We start from the raw sequence: 17,532 nt of genomic DNA, 5'->3' as shown, positions 1-17,532 counted from the left end.
AAAAGCCAAGATTTAAATTAAATCTTGGCTGTGTAATGATTGCTTGTGTTATAAATTATTGTGCTATAAAAATTGACTAAGCACTCTTTTGAACAGTACTTACATCCTGCAAAACATTATTCAATATCACTTGATGTTTACGATTAGCGTCGATGGTATAGGTTTTTTCTTTAATACTGTCCACAAAAATCCAATCAGCTTGAACCTGTTGTGCCGTAAAACCTACTTTCAAATAACCGCGTTGATTTAAATTGGTATAATTTAATTCATCAATCAAAGTTGTGAATGCAAACTCAAACTGCTGTAGCTGTGCCAAAGGAATATTAAGATACTTTTCCATCCCAGGTGAAGACACCGAACTGGTTGCCAACTCTACACCAACAAAATCCCCTGTTTGCGTATGCAAATTAGAAGCCCATGCATTATGAGTATCCCCTGCTAAAACGACCACTTTTTTGTTCAAGGTCTTAAGCGTGCCATACAAAATTTCACGCTCCGCATAATAACCATCCCACGCATCTAAATTATAAGGTGCTACCGTCATAATACGTGCTTTCTCAGTTGCAGTTAAAGTAGGATCACCCTTTTGCAATCGCACTTTTAATGTCACCAATTCAGTAATTTGCTGATTCATTTTTGTTAATGTTTCAGTCGTGACATTTCCACTGGTAATTGCAGCTAAAGACATGAGCAATTCAGCAGGAATCAACATTTTTGACATCAACACTTGCTGACCCAACACATTCCAAGTTGCAGTAGATTGCGCTAATTTCTTTTGCAACCATTCACGTTGTGTATACCCCATGAGTGTACGAGTGGTACTGGTCAAATCTGCTTGAAATTTTGCAATATCTAAGCCAGTCGCTGTCATATAGTTGGCGTATTCCAACTGTTGATCACGCGCTAAAATACGCGTATCAAGCATGGTGAGTTGAACCAATGTACCGTAGTCAAATTGACGATAAATATTTAAGTGATCAGTGGCTGAAACTGGACGAATCGGCATCCACTCAAAATAAGCCTGTAACGCTGCTAATTTTCGATCTAAGAAACTTCCTTCGGTTGCAGGCTGATGATTTTCAGCACCTTCTTTCCATGCATCATTTGCCAACTCATGGTCATCCCAAATCACGATGAATGGGTGGCGTGCGTGCGCTGCCTGTAAATCTAAATCGGTATGATATAAAGCATAGCGTTTACGATAATCGTCTAATTTAATAATTTCTTTATCATTATCAGTAGCTAACGTACGTCCTAATTTAGCTGCATCTTCTGTGGCATAACCATCTTTGCCATATTCATAAATATAGTCACCCAAATGAATGATTGCATCCACTTCTTGCTTTGCCATTTCTCTATAAACATAGAAATAGCCGGCTGGATAATTTGAACATGAACATACCGCAAATTGTACCGAACTGGTCGTTTCAGGCAAAGTTTTAGTCCGTCCAACTGTTGAAATCACTGAACCAAATTTAAAACGATAATAATAAGCTTGCCCAGATTTAAGCTTGTCGGCATCCACTTTGACTGTAAAATCTTGCGCTTTTGTCGTTTGAACTTTGCCAGTATTGATGATTTGGTTAAATTTGTCATCAGTCGCAATTTCCCAAACCACTTCTAAACGTAAAGATGTGTCTTGTGGTGTAATACGTGTCCATAGGATCACGCGATCTTTGAGTGGATCTCCACTGGCAACCCCATGTAAAAATTCCACTTTTGTTTCAGATGTAGAATCGTCATCACTACCACAAGCAGTGAGTGAAACAGGTAAAGATAAAGCACCGAAACTGGCTAATGATTTTTGAATTAATTCACGGCGCGATATTGAATTTGGCATGATCTAAGATTTCCCCAAGGTTTTTTCTCAATCAATGTAGTTGGGGAATATTTCGTTTTAATCTCAAAACCATGAAGAAAACATGACAAATTATGATAAGTTCTACTTAAATTGTTTTATTTTCAAACATAAACACATGAATTGATTGAAAAGAAAGCAAATCGCTTCAAATACGCTTGCCAAGTAAAAAACTGTCCTATATTATTGCGCACATGCCCGAGTGGTGAAATCGGTAGACACAGGGGATTTAAAATCCCCCGCCCACAAAGCGTGCCAGTTCGAGTCTGGCCTCGGGCACCATTTTAATACTTCTTAAAATGGTGCAATAAAGAATCCTGCAATATGCAGGTTTTTTTATGTCTGGAACTGATGTGTAATAAGAAGAATTAAAGTTTTCAATGATTCACAGCATATGCATTTTTGAACAATCTTTCAAATTAGCTCATTTTCTAGCAATTTCTCATTAAAATATTTAGAATAGAAGAACTAAATTATTATATAAATTTTCATAAACTTAATTAGAATGAACAACAATGACTGATTTAATATCCAATTCAAAAGTAAGCATTCCAAGATTTCCACGAATTTTTGCGTTTATCATTGACTGTATTGTCCTCGGTGTGACGGGCATGGTCGTTGGTAAATCTCTATACCCTTATCTTGAAAATTCACCTTTTATTTTTCAATGTATCGGCACATTGATTTGCTTATTTTATTTCGCTGCATTGAATAGTAGTATTGGTCAAGGCAAAACGATTGGGAAAATGATCTGCCGAATTAGAGTTTCTGATCTTACAGACAAATCAATTCAACCACTGCATTCATTATTTCGATCAAGCATTGTTATTATTCCACTTTGTTTTATCGGATATTTACAACAAAAATCGAGTAATCAACTGAGTATAACTCTGCTTGTAGCCCTCTTTCAAAGTATCGTATTCGCCTGTTTCTATCTAGCTATTTTCAATAGAAACAGTCAACAATCCTTACATGATGTATTCAGTAAAACTCAGATCTTAAGAAACTCACAATCAACTATTCCATATCACGCAGTATGGTCAGTTCACTATTACATCATGAGTGCACTGACCGTAATAATCTTTGCTGCCAACCTATGGACTTACCAACAAAATGCACCACTTTCAAATGACCTAAAAACTCAATTTTCAGGTGATATCACAAACATTCAAGTAGTCAACCAAAGTACTTCAATCGGTCAAGCAATATCAAATAATCAAATTCTTGTTTTAACTCTATCCACGCCAAAATATTTAAATCAACAAGAAACTGCTGAAACATTACTACAAGATATTCATGAACAACATCCAGATTTATTTTCCTCTTATAAAATCAACAAAGTAAATTTAAACTTTACTTATCAATTTGGTGCGACAAAGATTTCACGCTCAAAAACCTATGATCTTCGCTTCAACCAAAATCACCCTCAACTCGAATTTAATGGTGAAAATTCTGCAACTTCGTTTGGATTCTAATTTTTCAACAACCAACTCATTAAACAAAATCTACAGATAAAAAAAGACCATGCTTTTGGAAGCATGGTCTATAAAAATGGTGGCTATGACGGGACTTGAACCTGTGACCCCCGCATTATGAGTGCGGTGCTCTAACCAACTGAGCTACATAGCCTAAAACTGTGCGCGCATTATCTGCTGTAAACACGCATACGTCAAGCATTAATTATAATAAAATTCATTGAAGTGAGCCGATAAGCCGGGTTCTGTCGAGAACGATCATTCCTCTAGGCGCACAATCACTCATACGCTCAAGCGACCTACCCGGATCCAGCATGGGCCATGCCTATAGGATCCCTATTTGGTCTTGCTTCCGGTGGGGTTTACCATGCCATGAACTGTTACCAGCCATGCGGTGCGCTCTTACCGCACCCTTTCACCCTTACCTTCCATTTCTCCGAAGAGAAACGATAATGAAGGCGGTCTACTCTCTGCTGCACTTTCCGTCGGTTCACACCGCCCAGGCGTTACCTGGCACCTTGCCCTATGAAGCCCGGACTTTCCTCCCCTGCTTCAATCACGGAGATCTCCACAGCAGCGATCGTCTGGCTCACTTCGGGGCGTATCCTAACAAATTTTAGACTTAATTGCTTGCGCTTTTTTGAGCAATCAGTTTTTTATACTTTTCCATCAAGTCATCTTGGCTTTCGACATGATTTGGATCAAGCGGAATACAATCGACTGGACAGAACAAAGCACACTGCGGTTTGTCATGATGCCCAACACATTCTGTACATAGATTTGGATTGATTTCATAAATCAATTCACCCATGAAAATTGCTTCATTTGGACATACAGGTTCACACACATCACAATTGATGCATTCATCTGTGATAATTAAAGACACACTACCAACCTTGTTGATGTTTACGATTAAAAGCTTCTACGACACATTGTGGTACAAACTTAGTCACATCACCTTTTAATCGTGCAATTTCTCGAACCATGGTCGAAGAAATAAAAGAAAATTGTTCTGACGGCGTTAAAAATACCGTTTCGAAATGATGATCAAGCTGACGGTTCATATTGGCAAGCTGAAACTCATACTCGAAGTCTGAAACTGCGCGTAAACCACGCAATACAGCAGTCGCATTCTGCTCACGAGAGAAATTTACCAATAAACCATCAAAACCAACGAATTCAACATTAGGTAAATGTTTAAGTGATTCTTTGGCTAACTCAACACGTTCTTCCAAACTGAATACTGGGTTTTTATGATGTCCTATTGCAATTGCAACCACAACTTCATCGAACATACGTGAAGCGCGTGCAACTAAATCAACATGCCCATTGGTAATTGGATCGAAAGTCCCCGGATAAATGACACGAGTTTTAGACATCCATTTGTACTCAAGTTTGTTATGAAGAGCTATAGTTTAACAAAAACTCAATTATTAGCGAATAACCTCAAGCAATTTACAGGTAGGTTTTAATTGTGAAATGACTTCACCTTAAGCCAAGTTTGAGGCAAAATAAGGCTATTCTTGGAATATTTGTATTATGTCGAATAAGATTGTCGTTAAAAAAAATAATGGTGGTACGATTGCGCAAAATAAACGTGCGCGCCACGATTATTTTATTGAAGAAAAATTTGAAGCCGGACTTTCCTTACAAGGCTGGGAAGTAAAGTCATTACGTGCTGGACGTATGACCATTACTGAAAGCTATATTACGTTTAAGAATAATGAAGCTTTCCTGTTTGGTGCTCAAATTCAACCGCTCCTTTCAGCTTCTACTCATGTCGTACCTGAAGCAACTCGTACGCGTAAATTGTTATTGTCACGTCGCGAGCTTGAAAAGCTCATGGGTGCGGTTAATCAAAAAGGTTATACCTGTGTACCACTTGCGTGTTACTGGAAAGGTCATTTGGCAAAACTTGAAATTGCTTTAGTAAAAGGTAAGCAATTGCATGATAAACGTGCCACTGAAAAAGACCGTGATTGGCAACGTGATAAAGCACGAATTATGCATAAGTAATCCGCAATAAAAAACCTCCAAATTTGGAGGTTTTTTCAAAAAGGACATATTTGTCAATACTATGTCAAACGATTCAACATCAACCCAATGTACTCACCGAACCATATCGCAGTTTCCAAATCACCTGCTGGCGGAGTGACTTCTACTGGTGCATTATCAGACTGAGTCATTAAACCTAGAAAGCTCGACATACGATTTAGATCGTGAGTACTACGCCCAGTCGGCATCAACGGTAAACCTGTCCAAAGCATGCCATGTTGCATCGCGAACAAATTGATTTGTTGCAGAACAGCCAGTTTGTCGCCACTCAACCCACCACCATTGGTAAAACCTGCTGCAAGTTTGCCCTGCCATGCTCGCGCCAACCAACGCTTCGATGACTGCTCCATAAACAATTTCAATCCAGAGGTTAAATTGCCCATGTAGGTTGGACAACCGAAAACAATTGCATCTGCTCGATCTAAAGCATCCCAATCAATATGTTCAATATCCATTTCAGATACGTGCGCGCCTACTTTCATTGCACCTTGAGCAATACAGTTAGCAACTTTTGCCGTATGCCCATAAGGGCTGTGATAAACAATCGCGATAGATTTGGACAAAGACATATCAATTAAAAACAAACAGATTTAGTCAAGTTTAGCATTAATTCAGTTTTAAACAATTCTTGTAAAATTGATAAAATTCGATACAAGACAATTTAAAATGAATATAAGCATTTTAAATCACGCATTTGCATTTTTCATAAATACAAATGTTGCCATACGTCCTGTTTTGGCATGACGGCGGTAAGAGTAAAAATCTTGTTCTTGTAAATACGAGCACTGATCGCCGCCCATTACATTTTCTACACCATGCAATTTGAGAATAAAACGTGCGATCGCATATAAGTCTGCAAAATATTTACCTGACTTTTCCCCTGCTTTAAATGCAGTTTCAAGTTCAGGATATTTTTCACAAAAAGCTTGTTTCACTTCTGCACCAATTTCAAAACATGGTTGGCTGATGGCAGCGCCTAACCATGCCCAAGTCGGTATGCTCTTCATTTCGGTAATGGTATTTTCAACAATACCGCCAGCAAGACCGCGCCAACCTGCATGTAAATTGGCAATTTCTGCACCATCTGCATTTCCAAGCACGATTGGTAAACAATCCGCAGTCATCATCATCAAGGCATGACCTCGAGTTTGCGTGACCAAGCCATCGCCCTCTAATGCTTCAAAGGTCATTTCATCATTAATGGTATGACAAATGGTGCTATGAGTTTGCGTCATCCATGTGATTTTATTGACACCAAATTCAGCAAATTCATCCAATAAAATCATACGATGTTGTTGGACGCGTTTTGGATCATCATTGACATGCAACGCCAAATTAAAACCTTCAAGCTCAGGCTGTGCCGAGGGCAAAGCTTGATCATGTTGAATATGGGTTTGTCCCACGTACACACCATCAGGTAATCCTTGAACAAATTGCATGTCAATCTCCAGTCCCTTATTTCAAACTCATTTAAATGATTAATACGCTTTATTTTCAGAACGTAGTACTTCAACCAATGCGGTAAAATCTTCCGCCCACGGCGCTTCAAACATCATTTCTTCTTTAGTTCGTGGATGAATCAAACCTAATTTTGATGCATGTAATGCCTGACGTTTAAATGCTCTTAAAGTTGTTGTTAACTTTTCAGATGCACCTGCAGGAACTTTAACACGGCTCATATACACAGGATCACCCACTAGTGGATAACCGATATAAGTGAAATGGATACGAATCTGATGAGTACGACCCGTTTCAAGTTGAGCTTGAACACGGGTGAAATGCTGGAAGCGTTCTTTCACATTATAATGTGTCACTGCATCACGCCCACCAGGAAGAATCGCCATTTTGACACGATCGACTGGATGACGTTTAATCGGTTCATCAATTGTTCCGCCTGCAATGATATTGCCATAGCAAATCAGGTCATAAACACGATAGACCGATTTCTTTGCCAACTGCTTGCTTAATGAAAATTGTGCTTCAAGGTTTTTGGCTACCACCAATAGACCACTGGTATCTTTATCGATACGATGAACTAAGCCTGCACGTGTTAATTCCGCAGATTTAGGGAAATGGTAAAGTAATGCATTTACAAGCGTACCATTTGGATTTCCTGCACCCGGATGAACGACCATTCCAACAGGTTTATTAATCACGATAATGTCATCGTCTTCATAAACAATATTTAACGGAATATTTTCAGGCTGTGCAGAAGTTTGTGCTTCTAGCTCAACCTCTAAAGTAAGTAGCTCATTTCCTTCGCATTTATACTTAGGTTTAACAATGTTACCATTTACCAACAAATGACCTTCTTTCAACCATTGTTTGAGTTTTTCACGTGAAAATTCACTCCAAACGGTTGCTGCTACTTGGTCGATACGCAGTCCTAAATAGCTTTCATCCAGTTGAAATTGCAACGATAAACGTGTTGCAGTCGGCGCAGAATTATGATTATCTGCATCCTCAGAATCTTCAAGTAGATTGAAATCATTTTCTGAGAAATTAGAATTAGAAGAGTGTGCTGAAGTCATTTGCTCATTCGGACAAAAGTGGTTTAATAGCGCAATTGTAGCCTATTGCCCGTATAAACAGAGGAATTTTTATGTCGCTACCACGTTATAAAGTCACAATGCTTGCTTTAACTGTAGGCTTAGCAACTGCATTTGTAGGCTGTAGCAGCAATCCGAAGAAGGATGTTGTTGATACGGGTCCTAAATCAAATGAGCAGACTTATTTCAATAATGCGATGAAGTCCCTCGATAAAGGACAATATGGCGATGCTGCAAAAGCCTTAGAGGCAATGGATACTTATTTTCCAACAGGACAATATGCACAACAAGCTCAATTGGAATTGCTTTATACAAAATTTAAGCAAAAAGATTATGAAGGCACAATCGCACTTGCAGATCGCTTTATTCGCTTGAATCCTCAACATCCGAATTTAGACTATGCATATTATGTACGTGGTGTGGCAAATATGGAGCAAAACTATGACAGCTTGCTTCGTTATACTTCACTGAAACAAGCACATCGTGACTTAGGCTATTTAAAAGTTGCTTATCAAAACTTTGTTGATTTGATTCGTCGCTATCCATCAAGCCAATACTCAGTTGATGCAGCGCAACGTATGAAATTTATTGGTCAAGAGTTAGCTGAAAGCGAAATGAATGCGGCTCGTTTTAATATTCAACGTAAAGCGTATCTTGCTGCTGTTGAACGTTCACAATGGGTGGTTGAGCATTATCCGCAAACGCCTCAAGTACCTGAAGCTTTAGCAACCATGGCGTATGGTTACAACAAACTTGGGGATAAAGCGACAGCTCAACAATATGTCGAAGTTTTAAAACTGAATTATCCAAACTTGGTCAAATCCAATGGTGAAGTGAATCTACGTGCTGCCCGTAAAGAGGGAAGTTGGTGGAACCGAGCTACGCTGGGTATTTTAGGACGTGGTGATAAAGCCGAAGTTTCTAAAGAAGAAAGTGCTGAAACACCAAAAAATACCGAAGAAAAATCAAGTCTATTAAACAAAATGACTTTTGGTTTATTAGATCGTCCAAATCGTGAAGTATCGGCTGAACCTGCACGTGCAGATGAAAGCTTATATGATGGTCAACGTAAATAAGCTTCTTTAAGATATTTTAAGCGACATCATCAGACGGGTTTTTACCCGTCTTTTTTATGCTTAGATATTTTTAAATTTCAAACTAAGGTACACTTTGCCTTACTCGTAATACAGAATACTGTTTGGCTTTTCTATGGCAATTCCTCAGCACACTATTGATCAAATCTTAGATCGTACCGATATCGTCGATCTAATCGGTCAACGTGTGAAATTGAAAAAGACAGGTCGCACCTACTCAGGTTGCTGTCCTTTTCATCAGGAAAAATCTCCCTCTTTTCACGTTTATCGTGACAAACAGTATTATCACTGCTTTGGTTGCCAAGCGAACGGAAATGCGATTCGCTTCTTGATGGACATTGATAATCGTAATTTTATCGATGTCATGAAAGAGCTTTCGAGTCATGCAGGTGTAGAACTTCCCAAAGATAATTTTGATAATAAAAAAATTTCTTATAAGCGTGAAGCAGTTAAACCGCAACCTAAAGCGGAGCCTAAGTCTGTTGAGCAAAAGCCAAAAGACTTTGAACAAACTAAAGAGCAGATAAATAACCAATCTTTTGAAATTGACCCATTTGAAGCATTTAGCCAATATCCTGATCCAGAGGATTTTGATCCTACGCAATTTAATCAAGCCTTTGAGCAAATTCCACAAGATGGCAACCTGTATGATCTGCTTGAAAACATTACCCAATTTTATGAAAAACAACTACCAAGCAGTAAAGTTGCTCAGAACTATTTTAAACATCGTGGTTTAAGTGTTGACACCATCCAATATTGGCGTTTAGGTTATGCACCTGAAGATTGGCAACATTTAGAAAAAGCCTTTCCTCAAGATATTGAAGGTTTAAAGCTTTTAGGGCTAATTCGTACCAGTGATAGCGGTCGTGACTTTGACTTGCTCCGTGATCGAGTCATTTTTCCAATTCGAGACAGCAAAGGTCGTGTGGTTGGTTTTGGTGGTCGTGCGCTGAATGATGAAATCAAACCAAAATATATCAACTCGCCTGACTCCGAAGTGTTTCATAAAAACCAACTGCTTTATGGTTTATATGAGGGTCGTAAAGACCGTGCGCAAAATTGGCTCATGGTTGAAGGCTATATGGATGTCATTGCGCTACAGCAAAATGGCATTTCAGGTGCGACTGCAACTCTCGGTACAGCCAGTAATGCTGACCATCTCAATATTTTATTTAAGCAAAATAGCCAAATTACCATCGCATTTGATGGTGATGCCGCTGGTCAAAAAGCTGCAAGACGTACTTTAGAAATTGCTCTACCCTTACTCAATGATGGTCGTGAGCTGAAATTCTTTGTCTTACCCAAAGAACACGATCCTGACTCATTGATTCGTAAAGAAGGTTTAGAAACTTTCCATCGTATTTGGCAACAATCGCCTTTACTATCAGATTTTGTCTTTGCTTTATTGAGTCAAAACTATGATGTGACTACACCAGAAGGTAAAAGTCAGGTCATGGCTGAACTCAATCAACTGACTGAACTGTTACCGAAACAAGGTTCTTATCGTTATTTGCTTCGTCAATTCTTTAAAGAAAAACTCGGCTTTAACCGTAAATGGCAACCTCAAGTCAGTGTAGATGCCTCGCTGTCTTTTAATATTCGTACCAAAGATGAAGACTTTGCTGTTGCAATTTTAATGCAACATCCATTTCTCTATATTCACTTTGAAGTTTTACGCGCAATCATTCCAAATGATGAGTTATTGGCACAGATTTTAGCGGTATTTGATGCTGTTTTTGACGAGTTACCTGATGATCAAGACTTAGCAACTTATTATATTTTAGGCGCTTGTGGTGCATATCATTTGGAACTTGCTGAAATTATGCAACGTACCAATATTCAAGCTTTAACAGAAGCACCAGAACTGGCGGATAAATTGGCTTCGGAATACTCTCTCTCACTTCAAGAAAAGTATTTAAAACAAAAACTCAAAGCCCCAACGTCTTTGAGTGAATCACGTAATCTGCGTAAACAATTGAACGAATTGACCAAGAAAATTAGTTTAAAATTAGTACATAGCTAGCAAAGGATGTAAATTTAAAATGCCCCAACCGCTTATTTCAATTGATTTAGACGATGTTTTTCTAGAAGGCTGTGATTTTAAAATTGATATTTCACAACAGCAAGAACATTTAAAAATCACACTGGATGGTGGTTATCAGGGTTCAGAAAATATTGTCTATTTTGAGCTGAATTTTAAACATGTCGCATGTTTTTATTATGAAAATAATGAGATGTGGGCAGAAGCACTTGAGCAAAAATATGATTTATTAACTGTCATCGAAAATGGTTATCGTGGAGTTTTTAGATGCGATCAGAGTGATCTCGATAAAATGAAAGATTATGACCCACTCAACCGCCTTGATCTCACTCGTTTTTTAATCATCGGGCAACATTGCTTCTGTGAGTTTATTGCGCAGAAACAATTTGCAATTCACGAAACGTATTCAAGAGATGAGTAATACTTTTTATTTTGCCTTTGGCTTTCTTTCTTGCTCAAAAATATCCTGAATATTTTCTTTCATCCATTCAAAATGTGATGGATCTTCATGTTGAGCCGCTTCACGCAATAAAATAGACGTAGGATGTAAAAGCTTTTGCGTTAAACGATGCGCAAAATCCGCCATCACATGTTGCGTATCCTCACCTGCTTGAATCCGTTCCATCGCGCTTGCTAATTCAATCTGACACTGATCTTCACCATGCTCACGAAACAGTTGAATAGTACTACCAGCTTCTTTGACTTTCTGCTGCGTAATCATCTGCGTAACCAGCTGATTGACCATCACTTCTGCCTCAACAGCAGCTTGGCGACGTTGCGCAAGGTTTTCGTCAATCACTGTCTGCAAGTCATCTACACCGTATAGATACACCCCATCCAAACTTTCAACTTTTGGATCTATATCACGGGGAACAGCTAAATCGACCATGAGCATTTGCTTATAACGACGTTTTTTCAGCGCCGCCTTCACATCTGCAAATGCAATCACTTGGTGCAGACTCCCCGTACAGCTTGAAATGACATCGGCACGATATAAATTTTCAGCCAATTCATCAAAAGGAATAATTTCAACTTCAACACGATGTGCGATTTCTTGGGCTAATTTTTCAGCACGCTCACGACTACGGTTGCAAATCAGAATTTTTGCAACGCCCATTTCAGCTAAGTGTTTTGCCACTAGGCTATTCATTTCCCCTGCAGCGACCACCATAATCGTCAACTTTTCAGGCTTACTAAAGACTTGCAATGCCAACTGAGCTACAGCATAACCCATTGAAACAGCATGACTTCCTACAGCAGTCTCAGAACGTACACGTTTTGCTGCATAGAAAGCATATTCAAAAATTTGATTGAGGTTTTGTGAAACAATTTCAGCATCTTTGGCTAAAGATAATGCAGTTTTAACTTGACCGAGAATTTGAGGTTCACCGAGCATCAAAGAGTCTAAACCACTTGCAACGCGCATCAAATGAGAAACCGCATCAGTATTTTCATAACGATATACATGATTTGACAATTGCTTTACATCAATACCATTGGTTTGGGCGAGCCAACTCAATACCATATCGGCATTTTCAGCCATGGCATAGACTTCAGTACGGTTACATGTTGAAACCACGACCATATCATTTAAATTTGATTGGTGACTTTGCGTAACAAGTAGATCTTTTAATCGTTCTGGATTAAAAGCGATTTGTTCACGTAGCTCAACAGAAGCAGTTTGATGGTTGACACCCAATGCAAAGAAAGACATATCAGATCATCATTTCGCTAAATTTATGTTATTGTGCAATAACGGTGTCATAAAAAGCATACTTGGATTCGAAAAAATTGCGTCAAACAAACAGCCGTTTCAACGGCATGACAATTAAGCAATATTCTACCACATTCTTACTGGTTGGTAGCATGGCTTCTAGTGCTCATATTAGAGCATCTGGAGAATTTTATCATGCAAAATATAATACTGACGCATTAAAGCAAAGCATTATTGCTGAATTTTCGTTGGCTTATCACGATACAGCAACAGCACTGCACAACTATACTGTACTTGCGATTCGCAGTAACTCGACGACAATCAAACAACGTGCTTTAAACATTGCCATTGAGCAAAATGATTTACAAGCGGCTTTAGACATTGCAACGCATTGGGTTGTACAAGAACCTGATGACGTTCCTGCAAAATTTTATTTAGCACATATTGCCTTAAAATCTCATGAGTATGAGCTTGCTGCACAAACATTGGATAGTATTTTAAATATTGATTCCAATGCGGATTTAGAAAGAATCCTAGAAGGGATTGCACCAGACTCCGAAACCGATCGAATTGACTTACTCAATACGCTCAATGCCAGTAAAGAAAAGAATAATCCCTCGGTACTCATTTTGATTGCAGGCTTAGAAGCCCAAAATGACAATATTGAACAAGCTTTAGTGACCGTCAACAAAGCACTCAAAAAGCGTCCGAAAGTCGCTGGTTTTATTTTGATGAAAGCCAATTTACTGGAAGCTTTAGGTGACCAAGAAGCAACTGCGGACTGGTATGATCGTAGTAGCCGAAAGAATAAATTTAACTATGATATTCGACTTGCTGAAGTTAAATATCTGATTAAAATTCATCAATCTGAGCTAGCACTTGAAAAGTTAGAAAAGATGATAAAAACTTGGCCAGATGCAGAAGAAGCTTTATTTATTGCGGGTTTAACTGCGATTGATTTAAAAAAACTGGATCAAGCTGAACAATATTTAGTCGAACTTCGTTACTCATCACGCTACCAAAATGAAGCCTATTATTATTTAGCAGTCAATGCTGAACGTAAGCAAAATGATGAAACAGCCAAAGCTTATTATCGTTTGGTCGATGGAAACTTATATACAGTTTCTAGGCGTAACCTAATTTCAATTTATGATCGCCAAAACAAAATGAATGATGCTTTGCGTTTTCTCACTCAAGAACGTGTGAATTATCCGCAACATGCGAGTTTTTTATACCAAGCTCAGGCTGAAATTTTAAAGCGCATGGACAATAAAAAAGCCGCATTGCGTCTACTCAAAGAAGCAGTTAAAAATCTTCCCGATGATCCAGAACTACTTTACTCAGAAGTATTATTGCTTGATCCTTTTGAAGATCGTGATCAACTCGATAAAGCATTGAAACAGCTATTAAATATTGAACCAAACAATCCTGCTTACCTCAATGCCTACGCCTATACATTGGCTTTACAGAACAGACGCTTAGGTGAGGCACGAAGCTATGCAGAACATGCTTTGGAGTACGCACCAGACCAAGCTTCGATCTTAGATACGCTTGGTTATATTACCTTCTTACAAAATGACTTTGATGCAGCATCAAATATTCTGAGTAAAGCTTACAGCTTGAGTCACAGCGTCAATATTGGCGTGCGCTATGCAAAAGCACTGTATATGCAAGGTGCATTGCCAGAATTTAATGAAGTGTTACAACAACTCAAACAAAATCATCCAAATGATCCGCAATTAAATCAATTAGATTCATTAATATTACCGCCACAGATTAAAAAGAGTTAATTACGGGTATGCGTCATATTCAAAAGCTTATTTTCATCCTGACAGCGACAGCAACACTGAGTTTCGCAGGCTGCCAACAAGTTGTTAAACCTACTCAAACGACAACGACTGTTGAAGCACCAACAGAAAGCACACCATCACTTCAAAAACCAAGTAATCAATTTGATTTACAAGGTAAAATTGGAGTGAAAACCCCCAAACAATCGGGCAGCGCATTCTATACATGGTCTCAAGACCAAGAGAGTTTCAATATTCAACTGAACGGTATCCTCGGAATTGGAAAAACCATCATCGAAGGAAAATCTGGTGAGGTCACGCTAAATAGTGCCAAAACAGGTTTAATTAGCGCTGAAAATCCAGAAGAATTACTTGAAAAAGCCACAGGTTGGGTTGCACCCATTACTCATATTATCAATTGGGTACAGGCATTCCCTGCAACTGAAAATGCCCAAATTCAACGTGATACTTCACAACGGATTGCACAATTGGTTGAAGATGGTTGGGTGGTAGATTTCAGCTATAACGATAAGGCAACACTCCCCAATAAATTGATTTTGAAACAAACATTGGAAAATAATCAAGAAAATCGTATTACAATGGTGATTCAAAATCGTTAAGTATTGAATTCAATTTAGACAATGAAAGCTATGATTCGTGTACCCTCGCCTGCAAAACTTAATCTGTTTTTGCACATTACTGGTCGTCGTGACAATGGTTATCACGAGTTGCAAAGCATTTTCCAACTGATCGATTTGTATGATTGGTTGGAGTTTACGCAAACAGAAGATCATCAGTTTTCAATTGATGGATTGAATAGTGTCGATATTGAACAAAACTTAATCTATAAAGCCACACAAATTTTAAAACCTTTTGCCAAAGCAATAACGGGCTTAAAAATTAGAATCGAAAAAACCATTCCAATGGGTGCAGGTTTAGGCGGTGGCTCATCCAATGCTGCGACCACGTTGATCGTGGTCAATCAACTTTGGCAGTGTGGTTTAACAATTGATCAATTGGCAGAACTCGGTGTTCAATTAGGTGCAGATGTTCCAATCTTTGTGCATGGTCGAAATGCTTGGGCGGAAGGCATTGGCGAACACTTAACATTCATAGACTTAGATCAAAAACAATACATTGTGTTAAAACCTGACTGTTTTATCAGCACTCAGCTACTATTTTCACAAAAAACATTGACAAGAGATACGAAGCCTACTAAATTTTGCGCCTATCAGCTAAAGCCATCTGATTTTGGAAATAACTTTGAGCCTCTGGCAAGAAGCCTATATCCTGAAGTCGATGAAGCCATGCAGTATTTAGATCAGTTCGGTACAGCAAAGCTTACAGGTACAGGTGCTTGTGTTTTTGTTGAAATCACTGAACAAATGAATGTAGATGAAATTTTAAAACATTCACCGTGTAAAGCTTACATTGTGAACAGTTTAAATGAATCACCTTTAGTTCATTTTAAAGTGTAATGATAGGGGCGTCGCCAAGTGGTAAGGCACCGGGTTTTGATCTCGGCATCCGTTGGTTCGAATCCAGCCGCCCCTGCCATCATTTTCATCTGTAAGATGTTTGTTCATCTAAGTAATAGGGGCGTCGCCAAGTGGTAAGGCACCGGGTTTTGATCTCGGCATCCGTTGGTTCGAATCCAGCCGCCCCTGCCATTACTTATACATCGAACAACACATCGTTTTAGGGGCGTCGCCAAGTGGTAAGGCACCGGGTTTTGATCTCGGCATCCGTTGGTTCGAATCCAGCCGCCCCTGCCATCTATTTTCAAAAAAGACAGAACATGGTAATTTACATTTTCAGTCAATTTACCTTGACATAAACATGTAAAAATACTAAAATTCTGCCGCATTAGGGGCGTCGCCAAGTGGTAAGGCACCGGGTTTTGATCTCGGCATCCGTTGGTTCGAATCCAGCCGCCCCTGCCATCTATTTTTAAATCTGCCAACCGCCAAGGGTGCTTCATGCCCAATCTTGTCGTTTTTAGTGGAACTGCGCATCCACAATTCGCCCAAAAAGTCGTTAGCCATTTGCATATCCCTCTGGGTGCTGCCGCTGTAGGTAAATTTTCTGACGGTGAAATCACTGTTGAAATTACTGAAAACGTACGTGGTAAAGACGTATTTATCGTACAACCTACTTGTGCCCCTACCAATGATAACCTCATGGAAATCTTAGTAATGGCTGACGCTTTGCGTCGTGCAAGTGCTGGTCGTATTACTGCTGTGATTCCTTACTTCGGTTATGCACGTCAAGACCGTCGTCCTCGTTCAACTCGTGTTCCAATTACTGCTAAAGTTGTTGCAGATATGCTAACAACTGTAGGAATTGACCGTGTTGTGATGATCGACTTGCACGCTGACCAAATCCAAGGTTTCTTCGATATCCCTGTAGACAACATCTACGGTACTCCTGCATTACTTGCTGACTTACGTCAACAATCACATGACAACTTGATGGTGGTTTCACCTGACGTTGGTGGTGTAGTTCGTGCACGTGCTGTTGCTAAACAAATGGGTGATATTGACCTTGCAATCATTGATAAACGTCGTCAAAAAGCGAATGAATCACAAGTGATGCATTTGATTGGTGATGTGAAAGATCGTGATTGTGTCATCGTCGATGATATGGTTGATACAGCTGGTACATTGTGTAAAGCTGCTGATGCATTGAAAAAATTCGGTGCGCGTAAAGTTGTCGCTTATGCAACACACCCAGTACTTTCAGGTAAAGCACTAGAAAATTTAAGCAACTCTGTGATTGATGAATTGGTTGTTACTGACACCATTCCACTTTCAGATGAAGCATTAAAACTTGGTAAGATTCGCCAAGTTTCAGTAGCAAGTATGGTTGCTGAAACAATTCGTCGTATTAACAACGAAGAATCTATTAGCGCAATGTTCGATTCTTATCTATAATATAGCGCTGAATTTCAAAGCCCTGC

At 39.1% G+C, this 17,532-nt stretch carries 16 protein-coding genes, 6 tRNA genes and 1 other RNA gene; 14 read left to right on the top strand and 9 right to left on the bottom strand.

Annotation, left to right across the window (positions count from 1 at the left end):
- Positions 1–76 precede the first annotated feature (76 nt).
- Positions 77–1,840, bottom strand: coding sequence for an alkaline phosphatase D family protein (locus tag EXE09_RS05155; RefSeq protein WP_130116556.1), 1,764 nt, complete (start codon positions 1,838–1,840; stop codon positions 77–79).
- A 214-nt stretch (positions 1,841–2,054) separates the two neighbouring features.
- Between EXE09_RS05155 and EXE09_RS05150 the strand changes: the two genes are divergently transcribed.
- Together EXE09_RS05150 and EXE09_RS05145 are read left to right on the top strand one after the other, a co-directional pair.
- Positions 2,055–2,140, top strand: a tRNA-Leu gene (locus EXE09_RS05150).
- A 233-nt stretch (positions 2,141–2,373) separates the two neighbouring features.
- Complete coding sequence (locus tag EXE09_RS05145) at positions 2,374–3,333, top strand: RDD family protein (protein WP_130116555.1); 960 nt, start codon at positions 2,374–2,376, stop codon at positions 3,331–3,333.
- A gap of 77 nt (positions 3,334–3,410) precedes the next feature.
- Here EXE09_RS05145 and EXE09_RS05140 read toward each other — a convergent pair.
- The 4 genes from EXE09_RS05140 to coaD form a co-directional block, all read right to left on the bottom strand.
- Positions 3,411–3,487: transfer RNA gene (locus EXE09_RS05140), tRNA-Met, on the bottom strand.
- Between the two features lie 64 nt (positions 3,488–3,551).
- Positions 3,552–3,929: RNase P RNA component class A (rnpB, locus tag EXE09_RS05135), an RNA gene on the bottom strand.
- 26 nt (positions 3,930–3,955) lie between these two features.
- On the bottom strand, positions 3,956–4,219 hold the full coding sequence (locus tag EXE09_RS05130; protein ID WP_068975527.1) for a YfhL family 4Fe-4S dicluster ferredoxin: 264 nt from the start codon (positions 4,217–4,219) through the stop codon (positions 3,956–3,958).
- Position 4,220: 1 nt separating this feature from the next.
- Positions 4,221–4,712, bottom strand: coding sequence for a pantetheine-phosphate adenylyltransferase (gene coaD, locus EXE09_RS05125; protein ID WP_068975528.1), 492 nt, complete (start codon positions 4,710–4,712; stop codon positions 4,221–4,223).
- Between the two features lie 160 nt (positions 4,713–4,872).
- On the opposite strand from coaD, the gene smpB reads away from it, so the two are divergent.
- Positions 4,873–5,349 (top strand): SsrA-binding protein SmpB, encoded by a 477-nt coding sequence (gene smpB / locus EXE09_RS05120; protein WP_068975529.1) that lies wholly within the window; start codon positions 4,873–4,875, stop codon positions 5,347–5,349.
- Between the two features lie 59 nt (positions 5,350–5,408).
- Here smpB and EXE09_RS05115 read toward each other — a convergent pair whose 3' ends face one another.
- The 3 genes from EXE09_RS05115 to rluD all read right to left on the bottom strand — a co-directional run bounded on the left by EXE09_RS05115 (position 5,409) and on the right by rluD (position 7,919).
- Positions 5,409–5,957 (bottom strand): flavodoxin family protein, encoded by a 549-nt coding sequence (locus EXE09_RS05115; RefSeq protein ID WP_130116554.1) that lies wholly within the window; start codon positions 5,955–5,957, stop codon positions 5,409–5,411.
- Between the two features lie 117 nt (positions 5,958–6,074).
- A complete protein-coding gene (gene pgeF, locus EXE09_RS05110) occupies positions 6,075–6,827 on the bottom strand; it encodes a peptidoglycan editing factor PgeF (RefSeq protein ID WP_130116553.1) in 753 nt (250 codons plus the stop codon).
- A gap of 39 nt (positions 6,828–6,866) precedes the next feature.
- Positions 6,867–7,919, bottom strand: coding sequence for a 23S rRNA pseudouridine(1911/1915/1917) synthase RluD (rluD, locus tag EXE09_RS05105; RefSeq protein ID WP_068973411.1), 1,053 nt, complete (start codon positions 7,917–7,919; stop codon positions 6,867–6,869).
- A gap of 71 nt (positions 7,920–7,990) precedes the next feature.
- Between rluD and EXE09_RS05100 the strand changes: the two genes are divergently transcribed.
- The 3 genes from EXE09_RS05100 to EXE09_RS05090 all read left to right on the top strand — a co-directional run bounded on the left by EXE09_RS05100 (position 7,991) and on the right by EXE09_RS05090 (position 11,493).
- Positions 7,991–9,013, top strand: coding sequence for an outer membrane protein assembly factor BamD (locus tag EXE09_RS05100; RefSeq protein ID WP_130112951.1), 1,023 nt, complete (start codon positions 7,991–7,993; stop codon positions 9,011–9,013).
- A 133-nt stretch (positions 9,014–9,146) separates the two neighbouring features.
- The gene (locus tag EXE09_RS05095) at positions 9,147–11,054 is read left to right on the top strand and encodes a DNA primase (RefSeq protein WP_130116552.1); all 1,908 of its coding nucleotides are present in this window, start codon (positions 9,147–9,149) and stop codon (positions 11,052–11,054) included.
- 19 nt (positions 11,055–11,073) lie between these two features.
- Positions 11,074–11,493: a hypothetical protein gene (locus EXE09_RS05090; RefSeq protein WP_130116551.1), complete on the top strand. Its 420-nt coding sequence runs from the start codon at positions 11,074–11,076 to the stop codon at positions 11,491–11,493.
- Between the two features lie 6 nt (positions 11,494–11,499).
- Here EXE09_RS05090 and hemA read toward each other — a convergent pair whose 3' ends face one another.
- On the bottom strand, positions 11,500–12,786 hold the full coding sequence (hemA, locus tag EXE09_RS05085) for a glutamyl-tRNA reductase (protein ID WP_130116550.1): 1,287 nt from the start codon (positions 12,784–12,786) through the stop codon (positions 11,500–11,502).
- A gap of 77 nt (positions 12,787–12,863) precedes the next feature.
- On the opposite strand from hemA, the gene EXE09_RS05080 reads away from it, so the two are divergent.
- From EXE09_RS05080 to EXE09_RS05045, 8 genes are all read left to right on the top strand, one after another.
- Entirely contained in the window at positions 12,864–14,576 is a 1,713-nt protein-coding gene (locus EXE09_RS05080; RefSeq protein ID WP_213073881.1) for a tetratricopeptide repeat protein, read from the top strand.
- 8 nt (positions 14,577–14,584) lie between these two features.
- Positions 14,585–15,193 (top strand): lipoprotein insertase outer membrane protein LolB, encoded by a 609-nt coding sequence (gene lolB, locus EXE09_RS05075; protein ID WP_130116549.1) that lies wholly within the window; start codon positions 14,585–14,587, stop codon positions 15,191–15,193.
- Positions 15,194–15,223: 30 nt separating this feature from the next.
- Positions 15,224–16,051: a 4-(cytidine 5'-diphospho)-2-C-methyl-D-erythritol kinase gene (gene ispE / locus EXE09_RS05070; RefSeq protein ID WP_130112947.1), complete on the top strand. Its 828-nt coding sequence runs from the start codon at positions 15,224–15,226 to the stop codon at positions 16,049–16,051.
- Positions 16,052–16,055: 4 nt separating this feature from the next.
- A tRNA-Gln gene (locus tag EXE09_RS05065) sits at positions 16,056–16,130 on the top strand.
- A 38-nt stretch (positions 16,131–16,168) separates the two neighbouring features.
- A tRNA-Gln gene (locus EXE09_RS05060) sits at positions 16,169–16,243 on the top strand.
- Between the two features lie 30 nt (positions 16,244–16,273).
- Positions 16,274–16,348 (top strand) — tRNA-Gln (locus EXE09_RS05055).
- Between the two features lie 93 nt (positions 16,349–16,441).
- Positions 16,442–16,516, top strand: a tRNA-Gln gene (locus EXE09_RS05050).
- Positions 16,517–16,552: 36 nt separating this feature from the next.
- Positions 16,553–17,506: a ribose-phosphate pyrophosphokinase gene (locus tag EXE09_RS05045; RefSeq protein WP_068973417.1), complete on the top strand. Its 954-nt coding sequence runs from the start codon at positions 16,553–16,555 to the stop codon at positions 17,504–17,506.
- The last annotated feature ends 26 nt before the right edge of the window (positions 17,507–17,532 follow it).

Source organism: Acinetobacter sp. WCHAc060025 (assembly GCF_004209355.1).
Lineage (GTDB): Bacteria > Pseudomonadota > Gammaproteobacteria > Pseudomonadales > Moraxellaceae > Acinetobacter > Acinetobacter wuhouensis.
This window is presented reverse-complemented; position numbering and strand designations above follow the sequence as displayed.